Below are 19792 nucleotides of genomic sequence, written 5' to 3'. Positions count from 1 at the left end.
TCCTTGCTCACCGTATTCCCAAATTCTATGGAGCGTTTCCATGTATCGCAAAATTTTGCTGACCACCGGCCTGCTTGCCTCGACCCAGTCCTTTGCGGCCTGCCCGCAGTTCCTCGATCACGATATGCGGAAATTACACTCACAGGACCAGGTCAATTTCTGCGAGCTACAGGACGGCAAGCCGATGTTGATTATCAATACCGCCAGCCACTGTGGCTATACCAAGCAGTTCAAGGGCCTCGAGGCCTTGCACAAGGCTTACCGGGACAAGGGTCTGGTGGTTGTCGGTTTTGCCAGCAATGACTTCCGCCAGGAAGCCAGGGATGAGGAGAAGGCAGCGGAGGTCTGCTATGTCAATTACGGGGTGACTTTCACCATGATCGCGCCCAGTCACGTGCGCGGCGATGAGGCCAACCCGGTCTTTGCCGAACTGGCCAGCCAGGCGGATAAGCCCAGCTGGAACTTTAACAAGTACCTGGTCGACAGCAGCGGCAAAGTGGTAGAGCATTTTGGCAGCAACACCAGCCCGGATGACGAAAACCTGGCGGCGGCAATAGAGCGCGTACTCTGACCCTGTTGGCTTTGCCCCGCGGCACAAGTGAAAAGGCCAGCTCGACGAGAGCTGGCCTGGGAAGAAGGGATAACGGCAGGGGCATCGCCCCGCCGCTACGGGGTTACAGGTCGTGCTTCAGGTCGAAGCGATCCAGCTGCATGACCTTGGTCCAGGCCGCCACGAAGTCCATGACGAAACGCTGCTGCGCATTGTCGTAGGCATAGGTCTCGGCGACAGCCCGCAACTCGGCGTTGGAGCCGAAGATCAGGTCCACCGGGGTTGCGGTGTACTTCACTTTTCCTGAGCTGCGATCAACGCCCTCGTAAAGACCTTCTGTGTCCGCTTTCTGCCAACGTGTGGACATGTCCATCAGATTGACGAAGAAGTCGTTGCTCAGTACTCCCGGACGATTGGTAAACACACCATGGCTGGCGCCACCCGTGTTCGCATCCAGGGCGCGCATCCCGCCGAGCAGGACCGTCATCTCGGGTACGGTCAAGGCCAGTTGGTCTGCTTTGTCTACTAACATTGCGGCGGGCGACTGGTAGCTCTGAGCGGCATTGAAGTAGTTGCGAAAAGCGTCTGCCTTCGGCTCCAGCAATGAAAACGAAGCGACGTCGGTGTGCACCTGAGCAGCGTCACCGCGGCCTGGAACGAATGGCACCTCTACCGCTACGCCAGCATCTGCGGCGGCCTTCTCAATGGCCGCAGCCCCGGCCAGCACAATCATATCGGCGGTGGAGATTTCCGAGCGCCGCATTTTCGAGTCGTTGAAGTTCACCTGCACTTCCCGCAACGTTTTCAGGACGCGCTCCAGCTCCTGTGGATTGTTAACTGCCCAATCCTTCTGCGGCGCCAGCCTGATGCGCGCGCCATTGGCACCACCGCGCATGTCGCCGGCCCGGAAGCTGGCAGCGGAAGCCCAGGCGGTGCGCACCAGTTCAGGCACGGTCAGCCCCGAGTCAAGAATCGCTTTCTTCAGCTTCTTGATGTCACCCTTGTCGACCAGCTTGCCTTCGAAGCTGGGGACCGGGTCCTGCCAGATCAATGCCTCGTCCGGCGCAGTGTCGCCCAGGTAGCGGGCGCGTGGGCCCATGTCACGATGGGTCAGCTTGTACCAGGCCTTGGCAAAAGCCTGTTGATACTCATCAGGGTTTGCCAGGAAGCGTTCGGCGATGGCCTTGTACTGCGGGTCAAATTTCAGGGCAAGGTCCGCCGTGGTCATTACTGGCGCATGGAACTTGCCCTTTACGTGGGCGTCCGGAACGCTGTTGTGCACGGACGTGTCAGTGGGAACCCACTGGATGGCACCGGCGGGGCTGTGTGTCTGTTCCCACTCGAGATTGAGCAGGTTCTGCAGATACAGCGTGGTCCACTGTGTCGGTGCCTGCGTCCAGGCGCCTTCCAGGCCGCTGGTCGTGGCGTCTTCAGAGTGCCCCTTGCCGCACGTGTTCTTCCAACCCAGGCCCTGGTCCTCAATGGCCGCGCCCGCGGGCTCGGGCCCTACGCAGTCAGCTGGCTTGCGAGCGCCATGCATCTTGCCAAAGGTGTGACCACCGGCAATCAGGGCGACGGTCTCCTCGTCGTTCATGGCCATGCGTCCGAAGGCGATTCGAATGTTCTGTGCAGAGCCGACCGGGTCAGGTACACCCTGGGGGCCCTCGGGGTTCACATAGATGAGGCCCATGTGGGTTGCACCCAGGGGGCGCTGCAGTTTGCCGTCTTTCTCACGACGGTCGCTGGCCAGCATTTCCACCTCTGGACCCCAGTAGACAAGATCGGGCTCCCAGTCGTCGGTGCGGCCACCGGCGAAGCCATAGGTTTCAAAACCCATGTTCTCCATGCCCACGGTTCCTGCCAGGATCAACAAGTCACCCCAGGACAGGCTCTCTCCATACTTCTGCTTAACCGGCCAGAGCAGGCGGCGGGCCTTGTCGAGATTGCCGTTGTCGGGCCAACTGTTCAGTGGGTCAAAACGCATTTGCCCGCCGTCGCCGCCGCCGCGCCCATCCAGGGTGCGGTAGGTACCCGCACTGTGCCAGGACAAGCGGATAAAGAAGGGGCCATAGTTGCCGAAGTCTGCCGGCCACCAGTCCTGTGAGTTGGTCAGTACTGCCTCGACTTCTTTCTTGACGGCTTTAAGATCCAGTTTGCTGAACGCCTCGGCGTAGTCAAAGTCCGCTCCCAGCGGATTTGAGCGCTGGTCGTGGTCGCGCAGGGGCGCCAGGTCGAGCTGGTCAGGCCACCAGAACTGGTTGCTTCTGGCCTGACCGGGAATGAGTGTCCCCGAACCCATGGGGCCGGCGGGCTTGCTGACCGTGGCAGAGGTCTCGCCGATTACGGTGCCTGGTGCCATCGCTAGTGCCAGTACGCTGGCGACAGCGGCATACATGATGTTGACGCGCTTTTTCATTATCTAGCTCCTTTGTGGATGCGCCGCAGTAGCGGCGAGTTGGTGTACCCAGCCCAAAGTAGCAAGCGCGGGAGATTAAATTAAATCGTTTAATCCAATGGCAGCGATAGTTTTTTGCTAAAGCCGTTTTGCGGCTGGTCAGCGTGCCGGCCAGTGCAGTTCCACCAGTTCCCGCCCCGCCAGCTCCCGATACAGCGCGGCCTCTGTGGTTTTCGCGGTATGGGGGACAAGGTGCTGGGCGAGCAGGCACAGTACCAGGCGGGTTATGGGCGCGAGCTGCAGCTTGTGCGCGTTTACCAGCTTTACCCAGTGCAGGTGACCCAGCTCACCGTTGCCGTTTAAATGACCATGCACATGCTCCGCTGTGCAGAGGAAGAAGCGTGCGTCGAACCTCCGCACCATGCCAGGCGGTGTGATCGCCCGGGCGAAATACTGCAGGCGGTCGAGAGCGGGAATATGGCCGGTGGCGAAAAACGGCTGCCAATGGGCTGAGCGAGACCTGGGTGGCCGGTTGCTGGGGTTACCCACGATCAGGCCGGTCTCTTCGAACGTCTCCCGCACTGCGGCCATGCCCAGTGCCCTGGCGCGCGCAGCGCTGACCGAGGTAGTGAGTTGTTTCTCTACCTGGCGTGAAAGCGGAGTAGGGCAGGGCACGCGAGCATCCCCGGCGTCGACTGCACCGCCTGGGAACACATAGCGGTGAGGCATAAACAGGTGCTTTGCGTTGCGCTTTCCCAACAGTACTTGCTGGTCATGGCGCACTATAATGAGGGTGGCGGCATCGCGCGGACGCATGGTGATTTCCCGTTTGGTTGCGATTGCCAGTGTATCCCCTGTCCGGACGCTGGCAAGCGCATGTGTTTTGCTCGGTTTGCAAGCCCCGGTGTGCAGCGCAGGGACTGCACATCCGTAATCAGGTCACTAACGTATATCAAGCATGCGCAAATTGTACTGGTTTCAAAATGACCTCCGGCTGCAGGACAATCCAGGTCTGCACGCCCAGATGGACGCCGGGGGCCTGCTGCTGGTCTATCTGCTTCCCGTCAACCGCCCCTGGTGCAATACCACCGGTATGGGGCCCCAGCGAGAGCGTTTTTTACGCGAGAGCCTGCAGGCCTTGCAGGTGGCACTCGCTGAATTGGGCCAGAACCTGCTGGTGCTGGAGGGTTCACCGGAGCTGGTGATCCCCGACCTGGTGCGGGAATACCGGATTGACGCAGTGGCGACCAGCCTGACGCCGGGCTATTACGAACGTAAAACACTGAACCTGTTGAGGGCCCGACTGGAGGTGCCGCTGCAGGTGCACGGTGGGAACACCTTGTTTGATCGCGAGGACCTGCCCTTTGCTCTCGAAGATATGCCCAGGCATTTCACGCCGTTCAAACAGGCGGTAGAAAGCCTGGAGAGCGGCGAGCCACTGCCAGTGCCGGGGTCCCTGCCGCGCCCGCCCGCCGTGCGCTTTCATCGTGTGCCGCCGGCAGCGGCGCAGCCGCACACAGCCCTGCCGGTCAGGGGGGGTAGCGAGAACGCCAGGCGCAGGCTGCGTCAGTTTGTCTTCGAGGAGCGAACCGTCCTGGTGTATAAACAGACGCGTAATTGTCTCGACGGACTGGACGGGTCCACCACCCTGTCACCCTGGTTGGCAAATGGGGGCATCTCCGCTCGCGAGGTGGCCCAGGCGGTGCGTGAGTTCGAAGTAACGCACTCGGCCAACGAGTCGACCTACTGGCTGCTGTTCGAGCTGCTGTGGCGAGAGTTCTTCCACTGGCGTGCGCTGCGCGATGATGTCAGCCTGTTCCGGATGCGGCCTTCCGGTGGGCAGAAAAGGCTGCACAGCTGCACTTTTGAGCCACGCAGCTTCGCGCGCTGGTGTAGTGGCAGTACCGACTATCCACTGGTCAACGGGTTAATGCGCCAGCTGGTCGCAACCGGCTGGATGAGTAATCGCGGCAGGCAAATCGCCGCCAGCTGCCTGATTAATGAACTGCGACTGGATTGGCGTTATGGCGCGGCCTTCTTCGAAAAGCACCTTCTGGACTACGATGTGGCCAGCAACTATGGCAACTGGCAGTACATCGCGGGAGTGGGCGCAGACCCGCGCGGCGGACGCCACTTCAATCTCGACAAGCAGGCGCAGGAGTACGACCCCAGGGGTATTTTTGTGGAGAAGTGGCAGGGCAGGCAGCCCAGGCAGCCCGAGTTTGTCACAGATGCTGCAGACTGGCCCATCCTGGATGAATGATGCAGAGGATCAGTCGTTCTCGGCACGCACCGTCGCGCTGACCGATCCGGCGTCCGCCCATGCCCTGACGATCATTGGGCGGCAACAAACTTCGCAGTCCTCTACATACTCCTGTTCCTGGACCGATGTATCGATCAATAAGGTGATGGGTTCTCCACAACAGGGACAGTGGTCGTGATGCTCCTCCATCAATGGGCTCCTGACCGCTCCTCAGACTCGTCGGCAGCGAGCTCATTACGCAGGCGCTGGTGCTCCGCCTCATCGATCGGGAAGTTGTACATGAGCGCCACCGCCGCGAGTTTGAACAGGATGCTGGGCACGCCGTAGAGGACGGCCAGCATGCGCACGTCTTCAGCGCTGTTGGCACCGGTGGCATCGAAGCCAATAAGGTCTAGCAGCGGGAAAATAAAACCGACTGCCAGCGCGAAGGCCAGCTTTGACGCCGTACCCCAGAGGGCGAAGAACAGTCCGGGTCTGCGCTGGCCATTGGCATGTGCGTCCCATTCGATGAGATCGCCATTGATAGCGCTGGGCAGGGCGAGGTCCGCACCAATCATCAGGCCCGTGCCCACAACGATGACGACATACCAGGCCGTGTCGCTGGCGCCCAGAAAGGGTGCGCCCAGAAAAAACACGCAGGCCAGGGTGACCGCGGTACACCATGTCTGGTGCTTGCCATAGCGGCGGGCAACGCGGACCCAGATGGGCACAGAGATAGCGCTACACAGAAAGTACAACAGCAACACCGGCCCCGCCAGTGCCGGCGCTTCCAGCACATGGGTGACGAACAGCAGGAAAAGGGTCGCCGGAATGGCGTTGGCCACGCCGTTGAGCAGGAAGGCCAGCAGCAGGCGTCGAAAAGGTGAGGGTTGCAGTAGAAGGCGCAGTGCGCCGCGCAGGTTGTTGCCTTCTGGCGAGGCCAGCGAATTGTCGGGTACCCAGCGTGTGGCGACGGGCACTGTGGCCGCCAGGCTCACCAGTACCAGTAAGGCGATAGCCGTCAGCGAGGCCTGCAGGGCTGTGTTGCTACTGTTGTCGATCAGCAACAGTGCAACCATGGTGCCGGCAAGGCCAAACACCACCCGTGAGCCGGCAACGCGGCTGCGCTGGTGGTAGTTGCTGGAGAGCTCTGCACCCCAGGCGTTAATCGGAACCAGGGCCATCGTCCCCGCGATGTATATCCCCATGGCGCAAAGCAGCAGGTAGGTATTACTGACCCCGGCGGGCGGGTTGAAGAGCAACCACACCGAACCTGCAATCAACGGTGCGCTGCAGATGACCCATATTTTGCGCCTGCCCCAATGCGCCGGAGTGCGATCTGAGAGAAAGCCGACCAGGGGGTCGGTGATCATGTCCCACAGGCGGGCCACCAGCAGGATGCCACCGACCGCTGTGAGACTCAGGCCCAGGGCCTGCGCATAGAATGTGGGCACGATGACCTGCAGGGCAATAAAGCCGGCGGCCATCGGAAATGCCAGGCTGCCATAGGCGGCAAGGGTAGCCAGGGGCAGCGGCGCGTCTGCATTGGAGTGCACGGAATGGGTCATGGTCAGGGTATGTTAGCCGATTTGATGTTCTGTATACGCTGACCGCGGTGGTGCAGGTCACATTCATTTCGGGGCCGGCGGACCAAAAGCCCGGAGTGCGCGAAAAAAGGCCAGCGCGAGGCTGGCCAGGGGGGTAGCAGTCAGGGAAGACTGCTGTTGGGGGAGTGGGTCAGCCGGTGAGCCGGGTCATGTTGCCAGGGCCGGATTGCTCGGGTTCGATCACGTCCTGCTGTGCCTGCAGACGAATTTGCTCAGAGAGGCCCGTGGGCAGGTTCAGCGCAAGTGCCAGTTGATCCAGGTAGGCGCGTTCCCGAGGGTCGTCTTCATCGATTGCCAGGCAGGATGCGGTGTATAGCTCGGCCTTCTGCTCCAGCCCTTCAACGCCCTGGGCAACGTCGGTTACCGAGATAGGCTGGCGCAGCATATCCAGTACCAGGGCCTTGAGATTGGAAGAGAGCTGCATTTGTTCAACAGCAGCAAATATTCTCTCCTGTTCAGCGCCGTCGATATGTCCGTCGGCCTTGGCGGCGGCGATCATGGCCGTCACCAGTTTCATTGCAAAGCGGTTATCTGTGCTCGCTGGGGGCGCAGCCCATTGCGGATCGGCTTCAGCAGCGACCTGTGGCCGGGTCTGCTGGGGAGCCTGCCGCCAGTTCTGCAGGGCGCGATAGGCGAGGCCGCCCACGACTGCGGCGCCGCCATAGCCAGCCGCCTTGCCGGCAAATTTGCGGGCCTTTTTGCTGCCCAGCAGCAGTGCGACAACACCGCCGGCGGCGGCACCGCCCATCAGTCCTCCCGGGATACTGCTACCCGCGGTGTGTGTGGCCGCAGGGCCAGGTGCCGTTTGCCCCTGGCCAGGACCGGTGTTGCCACCAAGAAACTGACCGAGAAGGTCCTGGATATTGTTCATCGTGATTCTCCTTGCGGCGCGGGCCGCTTACTCCTGACCGCCCATGGCACCGAGCAGGTGCAACAGGCTGGTAAACAGGTTGAATATGGCGACGTACAGCGTAACGGTTGCCATGATGTAGTTGGTTTCGCCGCCATGGATGATATTGCTGGTCTCGTAGAGAATGAGGCCCGACATTAACAGTACAAACATGGCTGAAACGCTGAGCGCCAGGGCCGGGACCTCGAAGAAGATCGCGCCCAGACCACCAAGAAAGCCGATGACAATGCCGGCCATCAGGAAGCCGCCCATGAAACTGAAGTCCTTGCGGCTGGTCAGGGCATAGCCTGATAGTGCAAGGAAGACGATGGCGGTACCGGCCATGGCCGTCATGATGACCTGGCTGCCGTTGGGCAGGCTCAGGTAGGCGCTGAGAATCGGCCCCAGGGTGAGGCCCATAAAACCGGTCAGCGCAAACACGCAGGGCAGGCCCCACACCGAGTTGCGCAAGCGAGTAACCGCATAGAGCAGGCCAAAATAACCTGCCAACGTCAGCAACAGGCCGGGGTGGGGCAGCTGCAACGCCATAGATAGACCGGCCGTAGCGGCGCTGAATAGCAATGTCATCGACAGCAAGGTGTAGGTGTTGCGCAGGACCTTGTTGGTGGCCAGGACCTGCTCCTGCCCTACGGCCTGCTTTGTCATCTGTGCGTTCATGTCGAGCTCCTCAAGCCTGCATCAGGCTGTGGTCGTCCTGGTCCGTCCAGGCCGGGTCTGCAAAGGTTGGCTGCGCATTGCGCGGTGGGCGAACGCGTTGCCTGGCGAGCCGCCGGGAAACAGAGCGTCCGGCGCGGTCAATAGCGCGGTTAATGGCGACGTACATATCGACTTCGGTGTCCTCCACGACAACGTCCTGCATGCGCGGGAGGACGATGTAGAGGTGGCAGCATTTGTCTTTACCGCCGCGCGGACCATTCACGTCACCGAGGCGCACCTGTATCTGTTGGATCTGCTCGTAACGTGGGCTCAAGGCAAAGTCCAGCCTGCGCCGGACGTGTTGCGCCAGTGCGTCAGTCAGTTCGAAATCACGTGCCTGTATGTCTATGTTCATGTTGCCTCCGGGGTGAGTTGATCTCACCGGCGTAGATTAGGCTGTGCAACGCATGTGGAATAGTCGTATATTTATTATCATTAGTTCGAAATACCCGAAGGTTTGAGCCGGTGATCAATTACAAGCATTTGCACTATTTCTGGGTGGTGGCCAAGCGTGGCGGGGTGACTCGTGCGAGTGAGACACTGCATATCACGCCGCAGACGATAAGTGGCCAGATCAGCCTGCTGGAAGAGAGCCTGGGGGAGGCGCTGTTCCGCAAGGCGGGGCGTAACCTGGAGTTGACCGAAGTCGGTCGTGTGGTGCTGAGCTATGCCGATGAGATTTTTTCCCTGGGAGGAGAACTGGAAGAAACCGTCCACAACATGCCAGCGACGCGCCCGATCACCTTCAAGGTGGGGGTGGCGGACGTGGTGCCCAAAACCATTTCCTACCGTCTGTTGTCCCCTGCATTGGAACTGAAGGAGCCTGTGCGTATCGTATGCAGGGAAAGCAGTCTCGACGCCTTGCTTGCCGAACTGGCGCTGCACAAGATCGATATGGTGATTGCCGACGGGCCCATACCTCCAGGCGTTAAAATTCGTGGGTTCAACCATGCGCTGGGGCAGAGTGGGATAAGCTTCCTGGCGACTGCAGAGCTGGTCAAGGGCCTGGAAGGAAGCTTTCCGCAGAACCTGGACGGTGCGCCACTGTTGATACCCAGTGACATAAACCTGGTGCAGGCACGGATTTTCAACTGGTTTGACGCCCAGCATATTCACCCGATTGTAGTCGGTGAGTTTGATGACAGCGCGCTGATGAAAGTGTTTGGTCAGGCGGGAAAAGGGGTATTCATGGCGCCCACCGAGATCGCAGATGAAATTTGCCAGCAGTACGGAGTAGAAATTGTCGGCAGCACGGAGGATGTTACCGAGGAGTTTTTCGCGATTTCGCTGGAGCGCAGAATTACCCATCCTGCGGTGGCCGCTATCACCGAAACCGCAAGAACCTGGCTGAAGTGAGTGATGGACCTCGTTCGGCACTTAGGTCAAAATCTCTGCCTTTCAATCAAGGGAAAATATAGCCGATGAGCAACAGAACGAATCTGATCAAGGCGCATCTCTTTCTGGCCACGTTTATCTTCCCGGCCGTGTTGATGTTCCTGGTGACCGGAGGGCTTTATACCTGGGGTATCAAGGGCTCTTACAATACACAGGAGTACTCCCTGGCCCTTGCAGAGCCGCTGAGTAAGGAGCTGCCTGGACTCAAGGCCTTGGTAGAGCAAGAACTGCAGCAGCGATCACTGGCCTTCCCTACCGGTGCCGCAAAGATCAAAAGTGCTGGCAACTCATTTGCTTTCGAGTGGACAGGTTCCAAGCGGGACGTCGTACTGGAGCCGACCTCAAATGAGCTCATCGCTACCCTCGTTGTCAAAGAAACCACCTGGTATCGTAATCTTGTGCAGTTGCACAAGGCCAAAGGTGGGCAGCTGTTCAAGATCTATGCAGCTTTTCTCGCGGTAGGACTCTTCCTCGTGCTGCTCACCGGCTTCATTACTGCCCTGCAAACGCCCAAATATCGTCGATTGGCGATCTATTCTTCATTGGCTGGCCTGCTGCTTTTCGCTGTAGCGATAATAGCGAGTTGAGCCTGTTTCAAACCCTGCCTGACCAATCACACGGTTAACGCCTGAGGACCTCCGATGAGTGACCTGTTATCGCAACCACTGCAGCTGCCCTGTGGGGCTGTCTTACCCAACCGTATCGCCAAGGCAGCCATGACTGAGGGGCTAGCCGACGGCGCCGGGGTGCCAACGGAAGCGCTGGAGCGTCTCTACGGACTGTGGTCCGACGGTGGTGCGGGAATGCTGTTGACGGGTAATGTACAGATAGACGCCGATCACCTGGAGCGCCCTGGCAACGTGGTAATCGACCGTGAGCCCGATGCGGCGATGCGCGCGGCACTGGCCAGTTGGGCAACGACAGCGACGCGCGGTGGTAATCATGTGTGGGCGCAGATCAGTCACGCCGGTCGGCAAACCCAGAAAGTCGTAAACCCGCATCCCAAAGCCCCCTCTGCGGTGAAGCTTGGCCTGCCCGGTGGGCAGTTCGGCGAACCAGTTGCGCTCACCGTCGCTGAGATCGAGGAAATAGTGCGACGCTTTGCCATGGCCGCGGCTGCCCTCAAAGAGGCCGGGTTCAATGGCGTGCAGATACACGCCGCCCATGGCTACCTGATTTCCCAGTTCCTCAGCCCGCGCAGCAACCAGCGCGATGACCTGTACGGTGGGTCACTGGAAAACCGAGCGCGTATTCTGCTGGATGCATTGCAGGCGGTGCGCGCGGCCGTGGGTGCGGATTTCCCCGTGGCGGTGAAGCTCAATAGTGCGGATTTCCAGAAGGGTGGTTTTGACTTCGAGGACAGCGTGCAAGTGGCGCAGTGGCTGCAGCAGCATGGCGTTGATCTGATCGAGATTTCCGGCGGTACCTACGAGCAGCCCAAACTGCTCGGTGTGGAGGGTGTGGAAGCGGAAGAGAAGCAGAATCTGGCGCTCTCCACTCAGAAGCGCGAGGCTTACTTTGTGGACTTTGCCAGGGCCATGCACGAAAAAGTAACGGTGCCCTTGATGGTGACGGGCGGGTTCCGTCTGCGCTCGGCTATGGAGAGTGCGCTGGCCAGCGGCGGTGCTGAGGTGATTGGCCTGGGCAGGCCCATGTGTGTGGATACCGATGCCCCCAGGCAATTGCTGCAGGGCGCCGCAGAGTTGAAGCGCTATGAAGATGAGCTGGCCCTGTTGCCCTCCTGGCTGTCTTTTCTACAGGCCTCAAAAACGGTTAAGACGATGGCGACATTTTCCGTGCAGTACTGGTTCTATGCGCAGTTGGACCTGCTTGGAAATCAGGGCGCAGCAAATCGGGCCCTGTCGGTGTGGGCGGCTACCAGGCAGCTGATGGCGCTGCAGAAAGCGCAGTTAAAAGCGCGAGCCGAAAGCCGGGCATAGATGGAGAGGGATGCAGCGCGTGGCCACTGGAGCCGCGTCCCCGTTTAGGGTTAGCGCTGCCTGTTTTTCCAGGCTTCTTTGTTTTTGCCTTCTGCGGCGGAATCCTGTGGCTTCTTTTTCAGGTTGGCCAGGAAGACGGTGACCAGCCCCATGATGATCTCGTCGGCGAAGGGGACTACATCCGGGATAAACAGGTTTACGACGAACAGCAGCCCTGTGATCAGCAGCAGATAGGGGAAGCGCAAGCGTGAGGCCCACTTTGCCACGACCCCGATAACCCCTCCCCGTGCCAGTTTGCCAGCAGCCACTACATTTATGCCTCGATACTCTATCCGGTAATGTATCCGGCAGCTCCCCCTGTACCGTGTCGGGTAGCCGCCGGGCGATACTTCGGTTTACAGTGCGGGAATACGCAGTTGTTGGCCGGGGAAAATCTTGTCCGGATCGCTGAGCATAGGTTTATTTGCTTCGAAGATTACAGTGTACTTGCTGGCTTCGCCGTAGTGTTCCTGGGCGATTTTGCCCAGCGTGTCGCCTGACTTCACCGTGTAAAAAGTTGATGCGGCCGCCGGTGCTGAGGAGCCTGCAGCCGCCGCGGCAGCAACTGCGTCTACCTCCAGTTGGCAGTCCACCTTCCCGATGCCGCGCTGGTTACCCGCGCACAGCACCATCTTCTCCAGCGCTTCCTGACTGGGGGCAGAACCTGTCAGCGTGGCGACACTGCCATCGACTGCAACGTTGACCTGCTCACCGTCGATATCCAGCTTGGCGATTGCGCTGGCGATTTGCTCGCCGCGAAGTTGATTGACGCGCTCAGGTGAAACTTCGACTGTTTTTGTGAGTTCGTCGCTGGCAGTGCTGCCCATTGCTTTTTCGGCCAAAGCCTCACCGGCTTCCTGGATAAAATCAAATAGTCCCATTGGTCGTTCTCTTCAGTTGGTTCAGGGTGATGCACGCTATCGCTGTGGAGCCTGATATCGAGCAGAGTCCGTTCAGGTATAGCCTATGCGGGGCCGCTCTGTCGAGTCTGTCGGCTTCCACAACCCTGAAAAAACCATTCAGGGTTTATACTCGTAGCTTCATCCGGCCGTCCCGACGCCCCAGGCGAATGGACAGGTGGCGGATCAATGGCCTGTGGCCACTGCGTCCTGATCACGCGGAGCACTAAACCTCCAGGCAGGAGGCGCAGCGACCGCACGACGGGTTGCGCTCAGCTGATCCCCCCGGTTGATTGCGCGACCGATGCGCCGGTAGCGTCTTCGACCGGCGTTGAGTAGTATTCAATAGATTCCCAGCAGCAACGGATGCCCCCTATGTCAGGCTCACTTCAGGATCAGCTACTCAAAGCCGGACTGGCTGATGCAGACAAGGCCAAAAAAATGGCCAAGCAGAAACGCAAGGAGACCCGTGTTGCCCGCAAGAGTCGGGTAGACGTGGTCGACGAGAACAAGGAAGCGGCGCGAAAGGCGATGGCTGACAAGGTCCAGCGTGACCGGGAACTCAATCAGGCATTGAATAGCAAGGCTGAGCGCAAGGCTATCAACGCGCAGATCAAACAGCTGATTGAAACCAACAAGCTAGCCAAGGGCCGTGGTGACGTGGGCTTCAACTTCACCGACGGTAAAAAAGTGAAGAAGGTTTACGTCAACGCCATGGAACACAAGCAGCTGAGCGCGGGTGTGCTGTCCATTGTGAAACAGGGCGATCAGCATGAAATTGTTCCCCGACAGGTAGCCGACAAGATCGCTGAGCGTGACGAGAGCCGGGTCATCGCCCAAAGTGTGAATGAAGATGTGGTGCTCACACAGGAAGAGGAGGACTGGTACAAAGATCACCAGATTCCCGACGACCTGATGTGGTAGCGGCGCCCGACTTGAAGGTCACGCCCTGAACAAGAGTCCACCCAGTAGCAGGAAGGCCATCACGGCATCTACCACAATGCCTGGCAGCGAGTGCTGCAGGCTGGTTTTGTCGGCCACCATCGAGTAGAAGCGCGCCAGCAGGCCGACACTCCAGGCCACACCCAGGGTGAGGTAGACCGCCGGGTCATTGAGCATCAGGGCGGTGACGCCCGCGCCCAGGTGCAATCCGCCGAAAACCACTCTTGCTTCGGAAAGGGCCATGGGGCTGCCCAGGGTAATTTGTTGTGAGTCAGTGATCGCCCGTGGTTTGAAAAATCCGATCAGGCCGAGCACAACCGTCAATGTTGCCCCTGCCCGGGGAAGCCATTCTGCAAGAAGTTCCATTGTTATTCTGTCCTGTGTGCCGCAAAGTCACAGCGTAGCAACCGCGGGAATAAAAATCATGAAGCTATGTATCACCTACGACATGCGTGCCCCGGAATTTGGCGCGCGGCGTAACAATCTATACACCGCCGCGCTGGATCAGGTGGCCTGGGCCGACGATGTGGGCTTTGACGTGGTCGGCCTGGGCGAGCATCACGGCAGCGAGGACGGCTACAATCCATCGCCGCTGATCCTGGCCAGTGCGATGGCAGCGCGCACCAGCAAGATTCTGTTGCGCACCTCGGTGTTACTCGCCCCCTTGTATGACCTGCCCAAGCTGGCCGAGGATGCGGCTGTTACCCAGACGATCTCCGATGGTCGGCTACTACTGGGTATTGGTGCCGGGTATCGTCCCAGCGAGTTCGCGACGTTTGGTCGGGATTTGAAAGACCGCTGGCGCGCAATGGGCGAGACCTGCGAATTCCTTCGCCTGGCGTGGCGCGGCGAACCTTTTGAATGGAACGGTCGGCGCTGCCATATCACGCCGGCACCGGATCCCGGACCTCCGCCCATATTGTTGGGCGGCAGCTCAAAAGCGGCCGCACGCCGCGCCGCGCATATCGCCGACGACTGGTTCCCGCCGCTGGACCCCAGACTGTGGCAACCCTATCGCGATGAGTGTATCGCCATGGGCAAAGCGGATCCCGGTGCCTATCCCGCCCAGGGTCCTATATTCTTGTGGGTGTCGAACAATCCCGATCGTGACTGGGAATGGATCCATCCGCATGTATGTCACCAGCTCGCGTCATACAGCGCCTGGACCCGGGAGGCTTTTGGTGAGGCCGCAGGGCCATACGCGGGCAAGATTACCGAGGAAACCGTGCGCCAGAGTTCCGCCTACCAGGTGCGCACGCCCGAGGAGACCCTGGCGCTTGGCCAGGAACTGGGCGAACACAGCGTGATATACCTGAACCCCCTGCTCGCAGGCATTGAACCAGCGCGCGCCTGGGAGATGTTGCGCCTGTTTGAGAATGAGGTTCTACCTCACCTGCGGCCATAGTCAGGCAGCAGCTGTGCCACGAGCATCACAGCGTTGCTAAACATCTCGCAACGACCCGTTACTGTTCGTAATCACACACCCCCTCAGGGAATATGGCTTCCAGTGTGGCGCGCTGTTGTGCGTCTGGCACCCAATCGCCGTAGAGACCGCGGTCGATAGCATCAGCAACGGGTTGCAGCGCACACTGGAACACGTCTCCGGTGATGGGCGCGCCGGCAACAATGCGTGAGGTGCTGTACAGCGGGAAGCGTTTTGTGCAGGCGCCCGGGGCGCGGTCGTCGAGAATGCCGTTCCAAACATTATCCCCGGCTGCAATCAGCTCACCGGCACTGTCAAAACAGCTGTCTACCGCTTCATCGGGCCGGCTTTCCCCCACTGTGGCGTCGGGGTTTGCCTCAATATTGGCCATCCATTGGTCGATCACGGCAAAGGCTTGCATCGTGTTGTTGTAGTTGTCTTCCTCTCCCGGCGCGATGAACCAGATGACCTGGTTGCTGGCGTCGCCGTCGTGGTTTAGCAGTCGCTGGCGGCCCGCGAAGGACTGGTGGGTGTTGTGCATGTCCAACTGGTCCTCAAGGTAGTGGCGCACATCGATCAGGGGGATTTCCACCTCACCCCGGTTGACCATGCCCGAGTCCCTGGCAGCGGCAATGGCGCCCTCGTCCGCTCTGCGTCGCGGGGCCGGTTTATCTCCCTGGGCCACTGCGGTATTGCGCCAGCTCCAGGGGTCGATCTGATCAGGATACAGCTCTCGTTCGAAATCCAGTGCCAGGCAGATGTCGATAAAGAAGGGGCATCCCTCCTGCACCATATCCTGCTCCTCTACCCATGAACCGACGTTGAAGTTGAGGTCTAGAAATTCCTCGGGAGTGATATTGCCATCGCGCAGAGCCTGCAGGCCATACTGCACACCAACGTTATCCCAGGTGCTGCGGGCGAAGCCGTCCTCGGCGCGACCATAGATATTGATGAGGTCGGCATAGTGGGTCCATTCCACTTCGGCCTGCTCTTCGGGGGTGATGCCGGGGGCGTCGCCGAAGTTGTGATTCAGCGCCAGCGGTGAAAGCCCGCGCCAGGACGCGGTGCACTCGCTGGACCCTGGCGGCACCCAGGGGGTAAGCCCAAAGTTGACCACATCATTGGGGACATCGTTGTTGGCGTTAAGTCCAATCAGCCAGGTGCGGTTATTCCAGTCCGCCCACTTCGACTGGGGGTCCTCGCGCAGCTGCAGGTCTATCCAGCGCTCGATCAATTCGCAGTCGCCTATATGAATGGTCTGGGTGATCATGTCCGGGTAGGAGTACTGCGGTACACCGGCGTCGATCAGACCCGGGTGATTCTGGGCATAGACATATTGTTGTATACCGCCGCCCGAGCCGCCAACGCCTACGGTGTAATCAGGCGCCGCATAGGCAGTGACGAAGCGGTCCTTGACCATGATGGCGGTTTCACCCCCGAGTTGCAGGTTGTAGTGGGTGCCGGTCTTGGTGCCTGTCGAGTAGGCCACGGCGTAGCCCGCTGCAAGGCCGTCGGCATACAGGGCCCGGCTCTGACTTGGGCTGCCCTGGTAGTGACCGATGGCAACGCCACCCTGGAAGTGGTAGATCAGTCTGCGGTTCCAGTTGGATAGTTCCGGAGCGCCCTCACCGTCGTCGTCCGGGGCGAGTATGGCGATAGAGTAAAGAAAACGATTTATAGTGCCGCGTTCCCAGCGCACGATGAAATCTACTGTTTCGCCGGTAATGGTAGTGGTCTCGGCGATGTCCATGGGGCGTTCCTGCCCCGGCGAGTAGTCCGCCCAGGCACCCGCTGTTGTCCGGTACTTGTAACTGACAACAGTCTCCGCGCTGCAGCTGTCATCCATCACCGGTCCCAGCTCCAGGCTCGCGCGATGATCGTCAGTAGCGCACAGGAACGGCTGCTGCTGGGGCCCGGAGAAGATGGGGCCGGTCGCCGGGTGGTTAGTAAGCACCAACTCAGCCTGTGGTGCCTGTCCGCTGGCGCTGTTTACCGTCAGCTGGTTGTCTCCTTCAGTGAGGCCGGATACCACACCCTGCAACTCAGTGGCATCTTCCGAGAGGCTGAAGTCAGCGCTCACATCGGTGCCGTCTAGGGTGATTTCCACCTCTGCAGCATCCAGGCCCTGCGGTAGTCCAACTGAGACCCTGGCAGCGCCGCCGCTGACCTGGTCCGCCGGGCTGGAGAGGATGGAGAGCACGAACTCACCCAGGGCAACGTCGCTGTCATCTTTTTTGCGATCACTGCTGTCACTGCAGGCAGCAAGGGCCGCCATGACCAATAGCAGGGTGAGACTGCGAAGGCGTCGCAGCGTAATACCAGCATTATTTTTATGCATCACACGGACTCTTACAGGAAGTAATCCCCTAAGCGTAGTTGGTGGCAAGGGCATCGTCCAGAATCAGGTTTTTTGCATCGGCCTCAGCTGCTTGCAGCGTCCCGGATCGCTCCAGAGTACTGCGTTGCAGATGGCAGTCTCAATTTTGCCGCGGAAAAAGTAAGGATAAATTAAAGCTCCGGCCTGTACTGCCGATACAAAAAAAAGAAGGCAGGAAATGGGTCCTGCTCGCGGCTTAGCGGAGTACACGGGAATATGGCAGGCGCGACACCAACCTGGAGAGGGGCCATTCATAATCTTCTCGAGGGAGATCTAGGGCGCGGGAAATCCGGCATCGTGCTTCAGCGCTTTATTGTAGGGCTCATTCTACTGAATGGCGTGGCGGTAATTCTTGAATCCAACCGGGCTCTCCACGCAACATATGGGTGGCTATTTAGTCTGTTTGAGCTCTTTTCAGTCGCCGTATTTACCCTGGAATACCTTGGCAGGGTATGGGTCGCAGTAGAAAGAGAACCGTTTGCCAGGTTTTCACCCTGGCGTGCCAGAATCAGGTACGTGTTATCGCCTATGGCGCTGATAGACCTTCTGGCCATCGCGCCGTTCTACCTGGCGCTGTTTGTGGCTATTGATTTGCGCTATCTGCGGTTTTTCCGGCTATTGCGCCTGCTCAAGTTGTCTCACTATTTTGACGGCCTGCGGATATTTTCCGAGGTGATCAGACGTGAGGCCACTGCCATTGCTGCGGCCATGCTGACCATGCTGATCCTGATCATTGTATCGGCCTGTCTGATGTTCTCCGTGGAGAACGCGGCCCAGCCAGGACATTTCGAGAGTATCACCCAGGCGATCTGGTGGGCGGTCGTTACCCTGACCACAGTGGGCTACGGTGACATTACCCCGATCACCTTTGCCGGCAAGCTGCTTGCGATGGTTATCATGATGCTGGGTATCGGTACCATGGCGCTGCCGGCCGGTATTCTCGCTGCGCGCTTCTCAGAGGAGTTGAACAGCCGTCGAGAGTACGTTAGCCGACGCGTTGCCACAGCTTATCTGGACGGTGTACTGGATGATGACGAAGAGGAAACTGTACGTCGCCTGCAGAAAGAGTTGGGGCTGTCGCGCGAAATTGTCGACCGCATGGTCTCCAGTCACCGCCATCTGGCACAGCAGCGGTCTTTCTGCTCTCACTGCGGAGAGCGTATAGATTGATGCCGCTGAGGCTCGGTTGGCCGGAACCCCGGTCGGCGGCTCTCTTCAAAACAGCCAGCGTAACAGAATCGGTACCAGCACAGCAGTGGCCAGGGCGTTGAGGCCCATGGCCAGTCCGGAGAAGGCCCCGGCCACGTCGTCGATCTGCAGGGCGCGCGCGGTGCCGATTCCATGGGAAGCCACGCCCATGGCCAGGCCCCTGGCGCGCGAGTCATTTACCCCAAGTAGTGCCAGAAGGCTGCTGCCTGCCATGGCGCCGATTATCCCGGTCAGGATCACTGCCGCGGCTGTCAGGCTGGGAAGTCCACCGAGTTGCTCGGCAATGCCCATCGCCACGGGCGTGGTCGCCGACTTTGGTGCCAGCGAAAGCAGGGTAGGCTCTGTCGCCCCCAGCGCCCAGGCGATGCCCACGGCGGTCAGTGCGGCGGTAATCGAGCCGCAGAACACTGCAACAATGATGGCTGGCGCCGAGTCCTTCACCTGTCGCACTTGCCTGTATAGCGGTATCGCCAGGGCGACGGTGGCGGGGCCGAGCAGGAAGTGCACAAACTGCGCGCCCTGAAAGTAAGTTGTGTAATCGGTATCGGTAGCGCTCAGCAGTGCGACCAGCACTAACATCGCAAAAAGCACGGGATTGACCAGGGGGTTCTTACCGGCGCGCCGGTGCAGCCAGAGACCCAGTGTGTAAGCGAGCAGGGTCAGGGTGAGCGAGAGCAGCGGCGATGCCGCGAGGTAGACCCAAATGGTTTGCAGTTCCCCGGTCATTGTTCCGGCTCTGCTGCCAGCTTCTGCATTATCCAGCCCGTTACGGCTATGGTGACCAGTGTGCTCACCACCAGTGAAACGGCAATGGGTAGGTACTCCGCGCCTACCCGCTCCGCGTGTAACATCACCCCAACCCCGGCCGGAACAAACAGCAGCGATAGATTTGAGAGCAGGCCCTTGCCCAGTTCATCCAATTGAGCCGGCACTTGTCCATGAAAGAGCAGGCCAACAAATAGCAACACCATGCCGACTACGGGCCCGGGCAGCGGTATGCCGAGACTGACAACAACCACCTCGCCGGCAAGCTGACACAGCAGCAGTAAAACAAAAAAGTTCAGCATGACGTTGTCTCCGGTACGTGACGAAAAAGCAGGGCCTGGATAATTCGAGATTAGTGGGGTTGTTAGAAAGTAGCAATGCGCGGTCGTTACCCATCTGTCTC

At 59.5% G+C, this 19792-nt stretch carries 21 protein-coding genes; 8 read left to right on the top strand and 13 right to left on the bottom strand.

What is annotated here, in order from left to right:
• Positions 1 to 40 precede the first annotated feature (40 nt).
• On the top strand, positions 41 to 571 hold the full coding sequence (locus C0039_RS00855; protein ID WP_075999574.1) for a glutathione peroxidase: 531 nt from the start codon (positions 41 to 43) through the stop codon (positions 569 to 571).
• 103 nt (positions 572 to 674) lie between these two features.
• Here the strand turns inward: C0039_RS00855 and katG are convergent, their stop codons facing one another.
• Both katG and C0039_RS00845 read right to left on the bottom strand, forming a co-directional pair.
• Positions 675 to 2909 (bottom strand): catalase/peroxidase HPI, encoded by a 2235-nt coding sequence (gene katG / locus C0039_RS00850; protein WP_207796350.1) that lies wholly within the window; start codon positions 2907 to 2909, stop codon positions 675 to 677.
• 195 nt (positions 2910 to 3104) lie between these two features.
• Positions 3105 to 3761, bottom strand: a complete 657-nt coding sequence (locus C0039_RS00845; protein ID WP_075999572.1) for an NUDIX hydrolase — start codon at positions 3759 to 3761, stop codon at positions 3105 to 3107.
• Between the two features lie 142 nt (positions 3762 to 3903).
• On the opposite strand from C0039_RS00845, the gene C0039_RS00840 reads away from it, so the two are divergent.
• Positions 3904 to 5208 carry a DASH family cryptochrome gene (locus C0039_RS00840; protein ID WP_075999571.1) on the top strand — a complete coding sequence of 435 codons (1305 nt, stop codon included), beginning with the start codon at positions 3904 to 3906 and terminating at the stop codon, positions 5206 to 5208.
• Between the two features lie 9 nt (positions 5209 to 5217).
• Here the strand turns inward: C0039_RS00840 and C0039_RS00835 are convergent, their stop codons facing one another.
• From C0039_RS00835 to C0039_RS00815, 5 genes are all read right to left on the bottom strand, one after another.
• A complete protein-coding gene (locus tag C0039_RS00835) occupies positions 5218 to 5397 on the bottom strand; it encodes a zinc ribbon domain-containing protein (protein WP_075999570.1) in 180 nt (59 codons plus the stop codon).
• Positions 5397 to 6755 carry an MFS transporter gene (locus tag C0039_RS00830; RefSeq protein ID WP_075999569.1) on the bottom strand — a complete coding sequence of 453 codons (1359 nt, stop codon included), beginning with the start codon at positions 6753 to 6755 and terminating at the stop codon, positions 5397 to 5399. Before C0039_RS00830 ends, C0039_RS00835 begins: the two co-directional genes overlap by 1 nt.
• A gap of 169 nt (positions 6756 to 6924) precedes the next feature.
• A complete protein-coding gene (locus tag C0039_RS00825; protein ID WP_075999568.1) occupies positions 6925 to 7665 on the bottom strand; it encodes a tellurite resistance TerB family protein in 741 nt (246 codons plus the stop codon).
• Positions 7666 to 7692: 27 nt separating this feature from the next.
• Positions 7693 to 8361: a Bax inhibitor-1/YccA family protein gene (locus tag C0039_RS00820; RefSeq protein WP_101516995.1), complete on the bottom strand. Its 669-nt coding sequence runs from the start codon at positions 8359 to 8361 to the stop codon at positions 7693 to 7695.
• 10 nt (positions 8362 to 8371) lie between these two features.
• Positions 8372 to 8755, bottom strand: a complete 384-nt coding sequence (locus C0039_RS00815; protein ID WP_075999566.1) for an HPF/RaiA family ribosome-associated protein — start codon at positions 8753 to 8755, stop codon at positions 8372 to 8374.
• A gap of 110 nt (positions 8756 to 8865) precedes the next feature.
• On the opposite strand from C0039_RS00815, the gene nhaR reads away from it, so the two are divergent.
• The 3 genes from nhaR (at position 8866) to C0039_RS00800 (ending at position 11735) form a co-directional block, all read left to right on the top strand.
• A complete protein-coding gene (nhaR, locus tag C0039_RS00810) occupies positions 8866 to 9756 on the top strand; it encodes a transcriptional activator NhaR (protein ID WP_101516994.1) in 891 nt (296 codons plus the stop codon).
• Positions 9757 to 9821: 65 nt separating this feature from the next.
• Positions 9822 to 10382: a PepSY domain-containing protein gene (locus C0039_RS00805; protein ID WP_101516993.1), complete on the top strand. Its 561-nt coding sequence runs from the start codon at positions 9822 to 9824 to the stop codon at positions 10380 to 10382.
• Positions 10383 to 10436: 54 nt separating this feature from the next.
• Positions 10437 to 11735: an NADH:flavin oxidoreductase/NADH oxidase family protein gene (locus C0039_RS00800; RefSeq protein WP_101516992.1), complete on the top strand. Its 1299-nt coding sequence runs from the start codon at positions 10437 to 10439 to the stop codon at positions 11733 to 11735.
• Between the two features lie 50 nt (positions 11736 to 11785).
• On the opposite strand, the gene C0039_RS00795 is transcribed toward C0039_RS00800, so the two are convergent.
• The gene (locus C0039_RS00795; protein WP_207796342.1) at positions 11786 to 12043 is read right to left on the bottom strand and encodes a DUF6116 family protein; all 258 of its coding nucleotides are present in this window, start codon (positions 12041 to 12043) and stop codon (positions 11786 to 11788) included.
• A gap of 87 nt (positions 12044 to 12130) precedes the next feature.
• Positions 12131 to 12655, bottom strand: a complete 525-nt coding sequence (gene lysM, locus C0039_RS00790) for a peptidoglycan-binding protein LysM (protein WP_075999562.1) — start codon at positions 12653 to 12655, stop codon at positions 12131 to 12133.
• Between the two features lie 393 nt (positions 12656 to 13048).
• On the opposite strand from lysM, the gene C0039_RS00785 reads away from it, so the two are divergent.
• Positions 13049 to 13597: a DUF2058 domain-containing protein gene (locus tag C0039_RS00785; RefSeq protein WP_075999561.1), complete on the top strand. Its 549-nt coding sequence runs from the start codon at positions 13049 to 13051 to the stop codon at positions 13595 to 13597.
• 18 nt (positions 13598 to 13615) lie between these two features.
• On the opposite strand, the gene C0039_RS00780 is transcribed toward C0039_RS00785, so the two are convergent.
• Entirely contained in the window at positions 13616 to 13981 is a 366-nt protein-coding gene (locus C0039_RS00780) for a DUF4345 family protein (protein ID WP_075999560.1), read from the bottom strand.
• Between the two features lie 58 nt (positions 13982 to 14039).
• On the opposite strand from C0039_RS00780, the gene C0039_RS00775 reads away from it, so the two are divergent.
• A complete protein-coding gene (locus C0039_RS00775) occupies positions 14040 to 15020 on the top strand; it encodes an LLM class flavin-dependent oxidoreductase (RefSeq protein ID WP_075999559.1) in 981 nt (326 codons plus the stop codon).
• Positions 15021 to 15078: 58 nt separating this feature from the next.
• On the opposite strand, the gene C0039_RS00770 is transcribed toward C0039_RS00775, so the two are convergent.
• Positions 15079 to 17376, bottom strand: a complete 2298-nt coding sequence (locus C0039_RS00770; protein WP_101516991.1) for a DUF6351 family protein — start codon at positions 17374 to 17376, stop codon at positions 15079 to 15081.
• Between the two features lie 336 nt (positions 17377 to 17712).
• On the opposite strand from C0039_RS00770, the gene C0039_RS00765 reads away from it, so the two are divergent.
• On the top strand, positions 17713 to 18585 hold the full coding sequence (locus tag C0039_RS00765) for a potassium channel family protein (RefSeq protein WP_165787001.1): 873 nt from the start codon (positions 17713 to 17715) through the stop codon (positions 18583 to 18585).
• A 45-nt stretch (positions 18586 to 18630) separates the two neighbouring features.
• Here the strand turns inward: C0039_RS00765 and C0039_RS00760 are convergent, their stop codons facing one another.
• Together C0039_RS00760 and C0039_RS00755 are read right to left on the bottom strand one after the other, a co-directional pair.
• Positions 18631 to 19350, bottom strand: coding sequence for an LrgB family protein (locus C0039_RS00760; RefSeq protein ID WP_075999557.1), 720 nt, complete (start codon positions 19348 to 19350; stop codon positions 18631 to 18633).
• Positions 19347 to 19691 (bottom strand): CidA/LrgA family protein, encoded by a 345-nt coding sequence (locus C0039_RS00755; RefSeq protein WP_075999556.1) that lies wholly within the window; start codon positions 19689 to 19691, stop codon positions 19347 to 19349. The genes C0039_RS00760 and C0039_RS00755 overlap by 4 nt, the downstream gene beginning before the upstream one ends.
• Positions 19692 to 19792: the final 101 nt, after the last annotated feature.

The organism is Pseudohalioglobus lutimaris, from assembly GCF_002866825.1.
Classification (GTDB): Bacteria; Pseudomonadota; Gammaproteobacteria; order Pseudomonadales; family Halieaceae; genus Halioglobus; species Halioglobus lutimaris.
The sequence above is the reverse complement of the archived record's forward strand: the minus strand, read 5'-3'. Positions and strand labels throughout refer to the sequence as shown.

What these genes read in the sequence shown, in the direction of transcription:
- C0039_RS00805 (WP_101516993.1), top strand. Translation starts at nt 9,822, where the DNA reads ATGAGCAACAGAACGAATCTGATCAAGGCGCATCTCTTTCTGGCCACG.
- C0039_RS00820 (WP_101516995.1), bottom strand. Translation starts at nt 8,361, where the DNA reads ATGAACGCACAGATGACAAAGCAGGCCGTAGGGCAGGAGCAGGTCCTG.
- C0039_RS00800 (WP_101516992.1), top strand. Translation starts at nt 10,437, where the DNA reads ATGAGTGACCTGTTATCGCAACCACTGCAGCTGCCCTGTGGGGCTGTC.
- C0039_RS00755 (WP_075999556.1), bottom strand. Translation starts at nt 19,691, where the DNA reads ATGCTGAACTTTTTTGTTTTACTGCTGCTGTGTCAGCTTGCCGGCGAG.
- C0039_RS00825 (WP_075999568.1), bottom strand. Translation starts at nt 7,665, where the DNA reads ATGAACAATATCCAGGACCTTCTCGGTCAGTTTCTTGGTGGCAACACC.
- C0039_RS00770 (WP_101516991.1), bottom strand. Translation starts at nt 17,376, where the DNA reads ATGCATAAAAATAATGCTGGTATTACGCTGCGACGCCTTCGCAGTCTC.
- C0039_RS00830 (WP_075999569.1), bottom strand. Translation starts at nt 6,755, where the DNA reads ATGACCCATTCCGTGCACTCCAATGCAGACGCGCCGCTGCCCCTGGCT.
- katG (WP_207796350.1), bottom strand. Translation starts at nt 2,909, where the DNA reads ATGGCACCAGGCACCGTAATCGGCGAGACCTCTGCCACGGTCAGCAAG.
- C0039_RS00835 (WP_075999570.1), bottom strand. Translation starts at nt 5,397, where the DNA reads ATGGAGGAGCATCACGACCACTGTCCCTGTTGTGGAGAACCCATCACC.
- C0039_RS00845 (WP_075999572.1), bottom strand. Translation starts at nt 3,761, where the DNA reads ATGCGTCCGCGCGATGCCGCCACCCTCATTATAGTGCGCCATGACCAG.
- C0039_RS00855 (WP_075999574.1), top strand. Translation starts at nt 41, where the DNA reads ATGTATCGCAAAATTTTGCTGACCACCGGCCTGCTTGCCTCGACCCAG.
- lysM (WP_075999562.1), bottom strand. Translation starts at nt 12,655, where the DNA reads ATGGGACTATTTGATTTTATCCAGGAAGCCGGTGAGGCTTTGGCCGAA.
- C0039_RS00785 (WP_075999561.1), top strand. Translation starts at nt 13,049, where the DNA reads ATGTCAGGCTCACTTCAGGATCAGCTACTCAAAGCCGGACTGGCTGAT.
- C0039_RS00780 (WP_075999560.1), bottom strand. Translation starts at nt 13,981, where the DNA reads ATGGAACTTCTTGCAGAATGGCTTCCCCGGGCAGGGGCAACATTGACG.
- C0039_RS00775 (WP_075999559.1), top strand. Translation starts at nt 14,040, where the DNA reads ATGAAGCTATGTATCACCTACGACATGCGTGCCCCGGAATTTGGCGCG.
- C0039_RS00760 (WP_075999557.1), bottom strand. Translation starts at nt 19,350, where the DNA reads ATGACCGGGGAACTGCAAACCATTTGGGTCTACCTCGCGGCATCGCCG.
- C0039_RS00840 (WP_075999571.1), top strand. Translation starts at nt 3,904, where the DNA reads ATGCGCAAATTGTACTGGTTTCAAAATGACCTCCGGCTGCAGGACAAT.
- C0039_RS00815 (WP_075999566.1), bottom strand. Translation starts at nt 8,755, where the DNA reads ATGAACATAGACATACAGGCACGTGATTTCGAACTGACTGACGCACTG.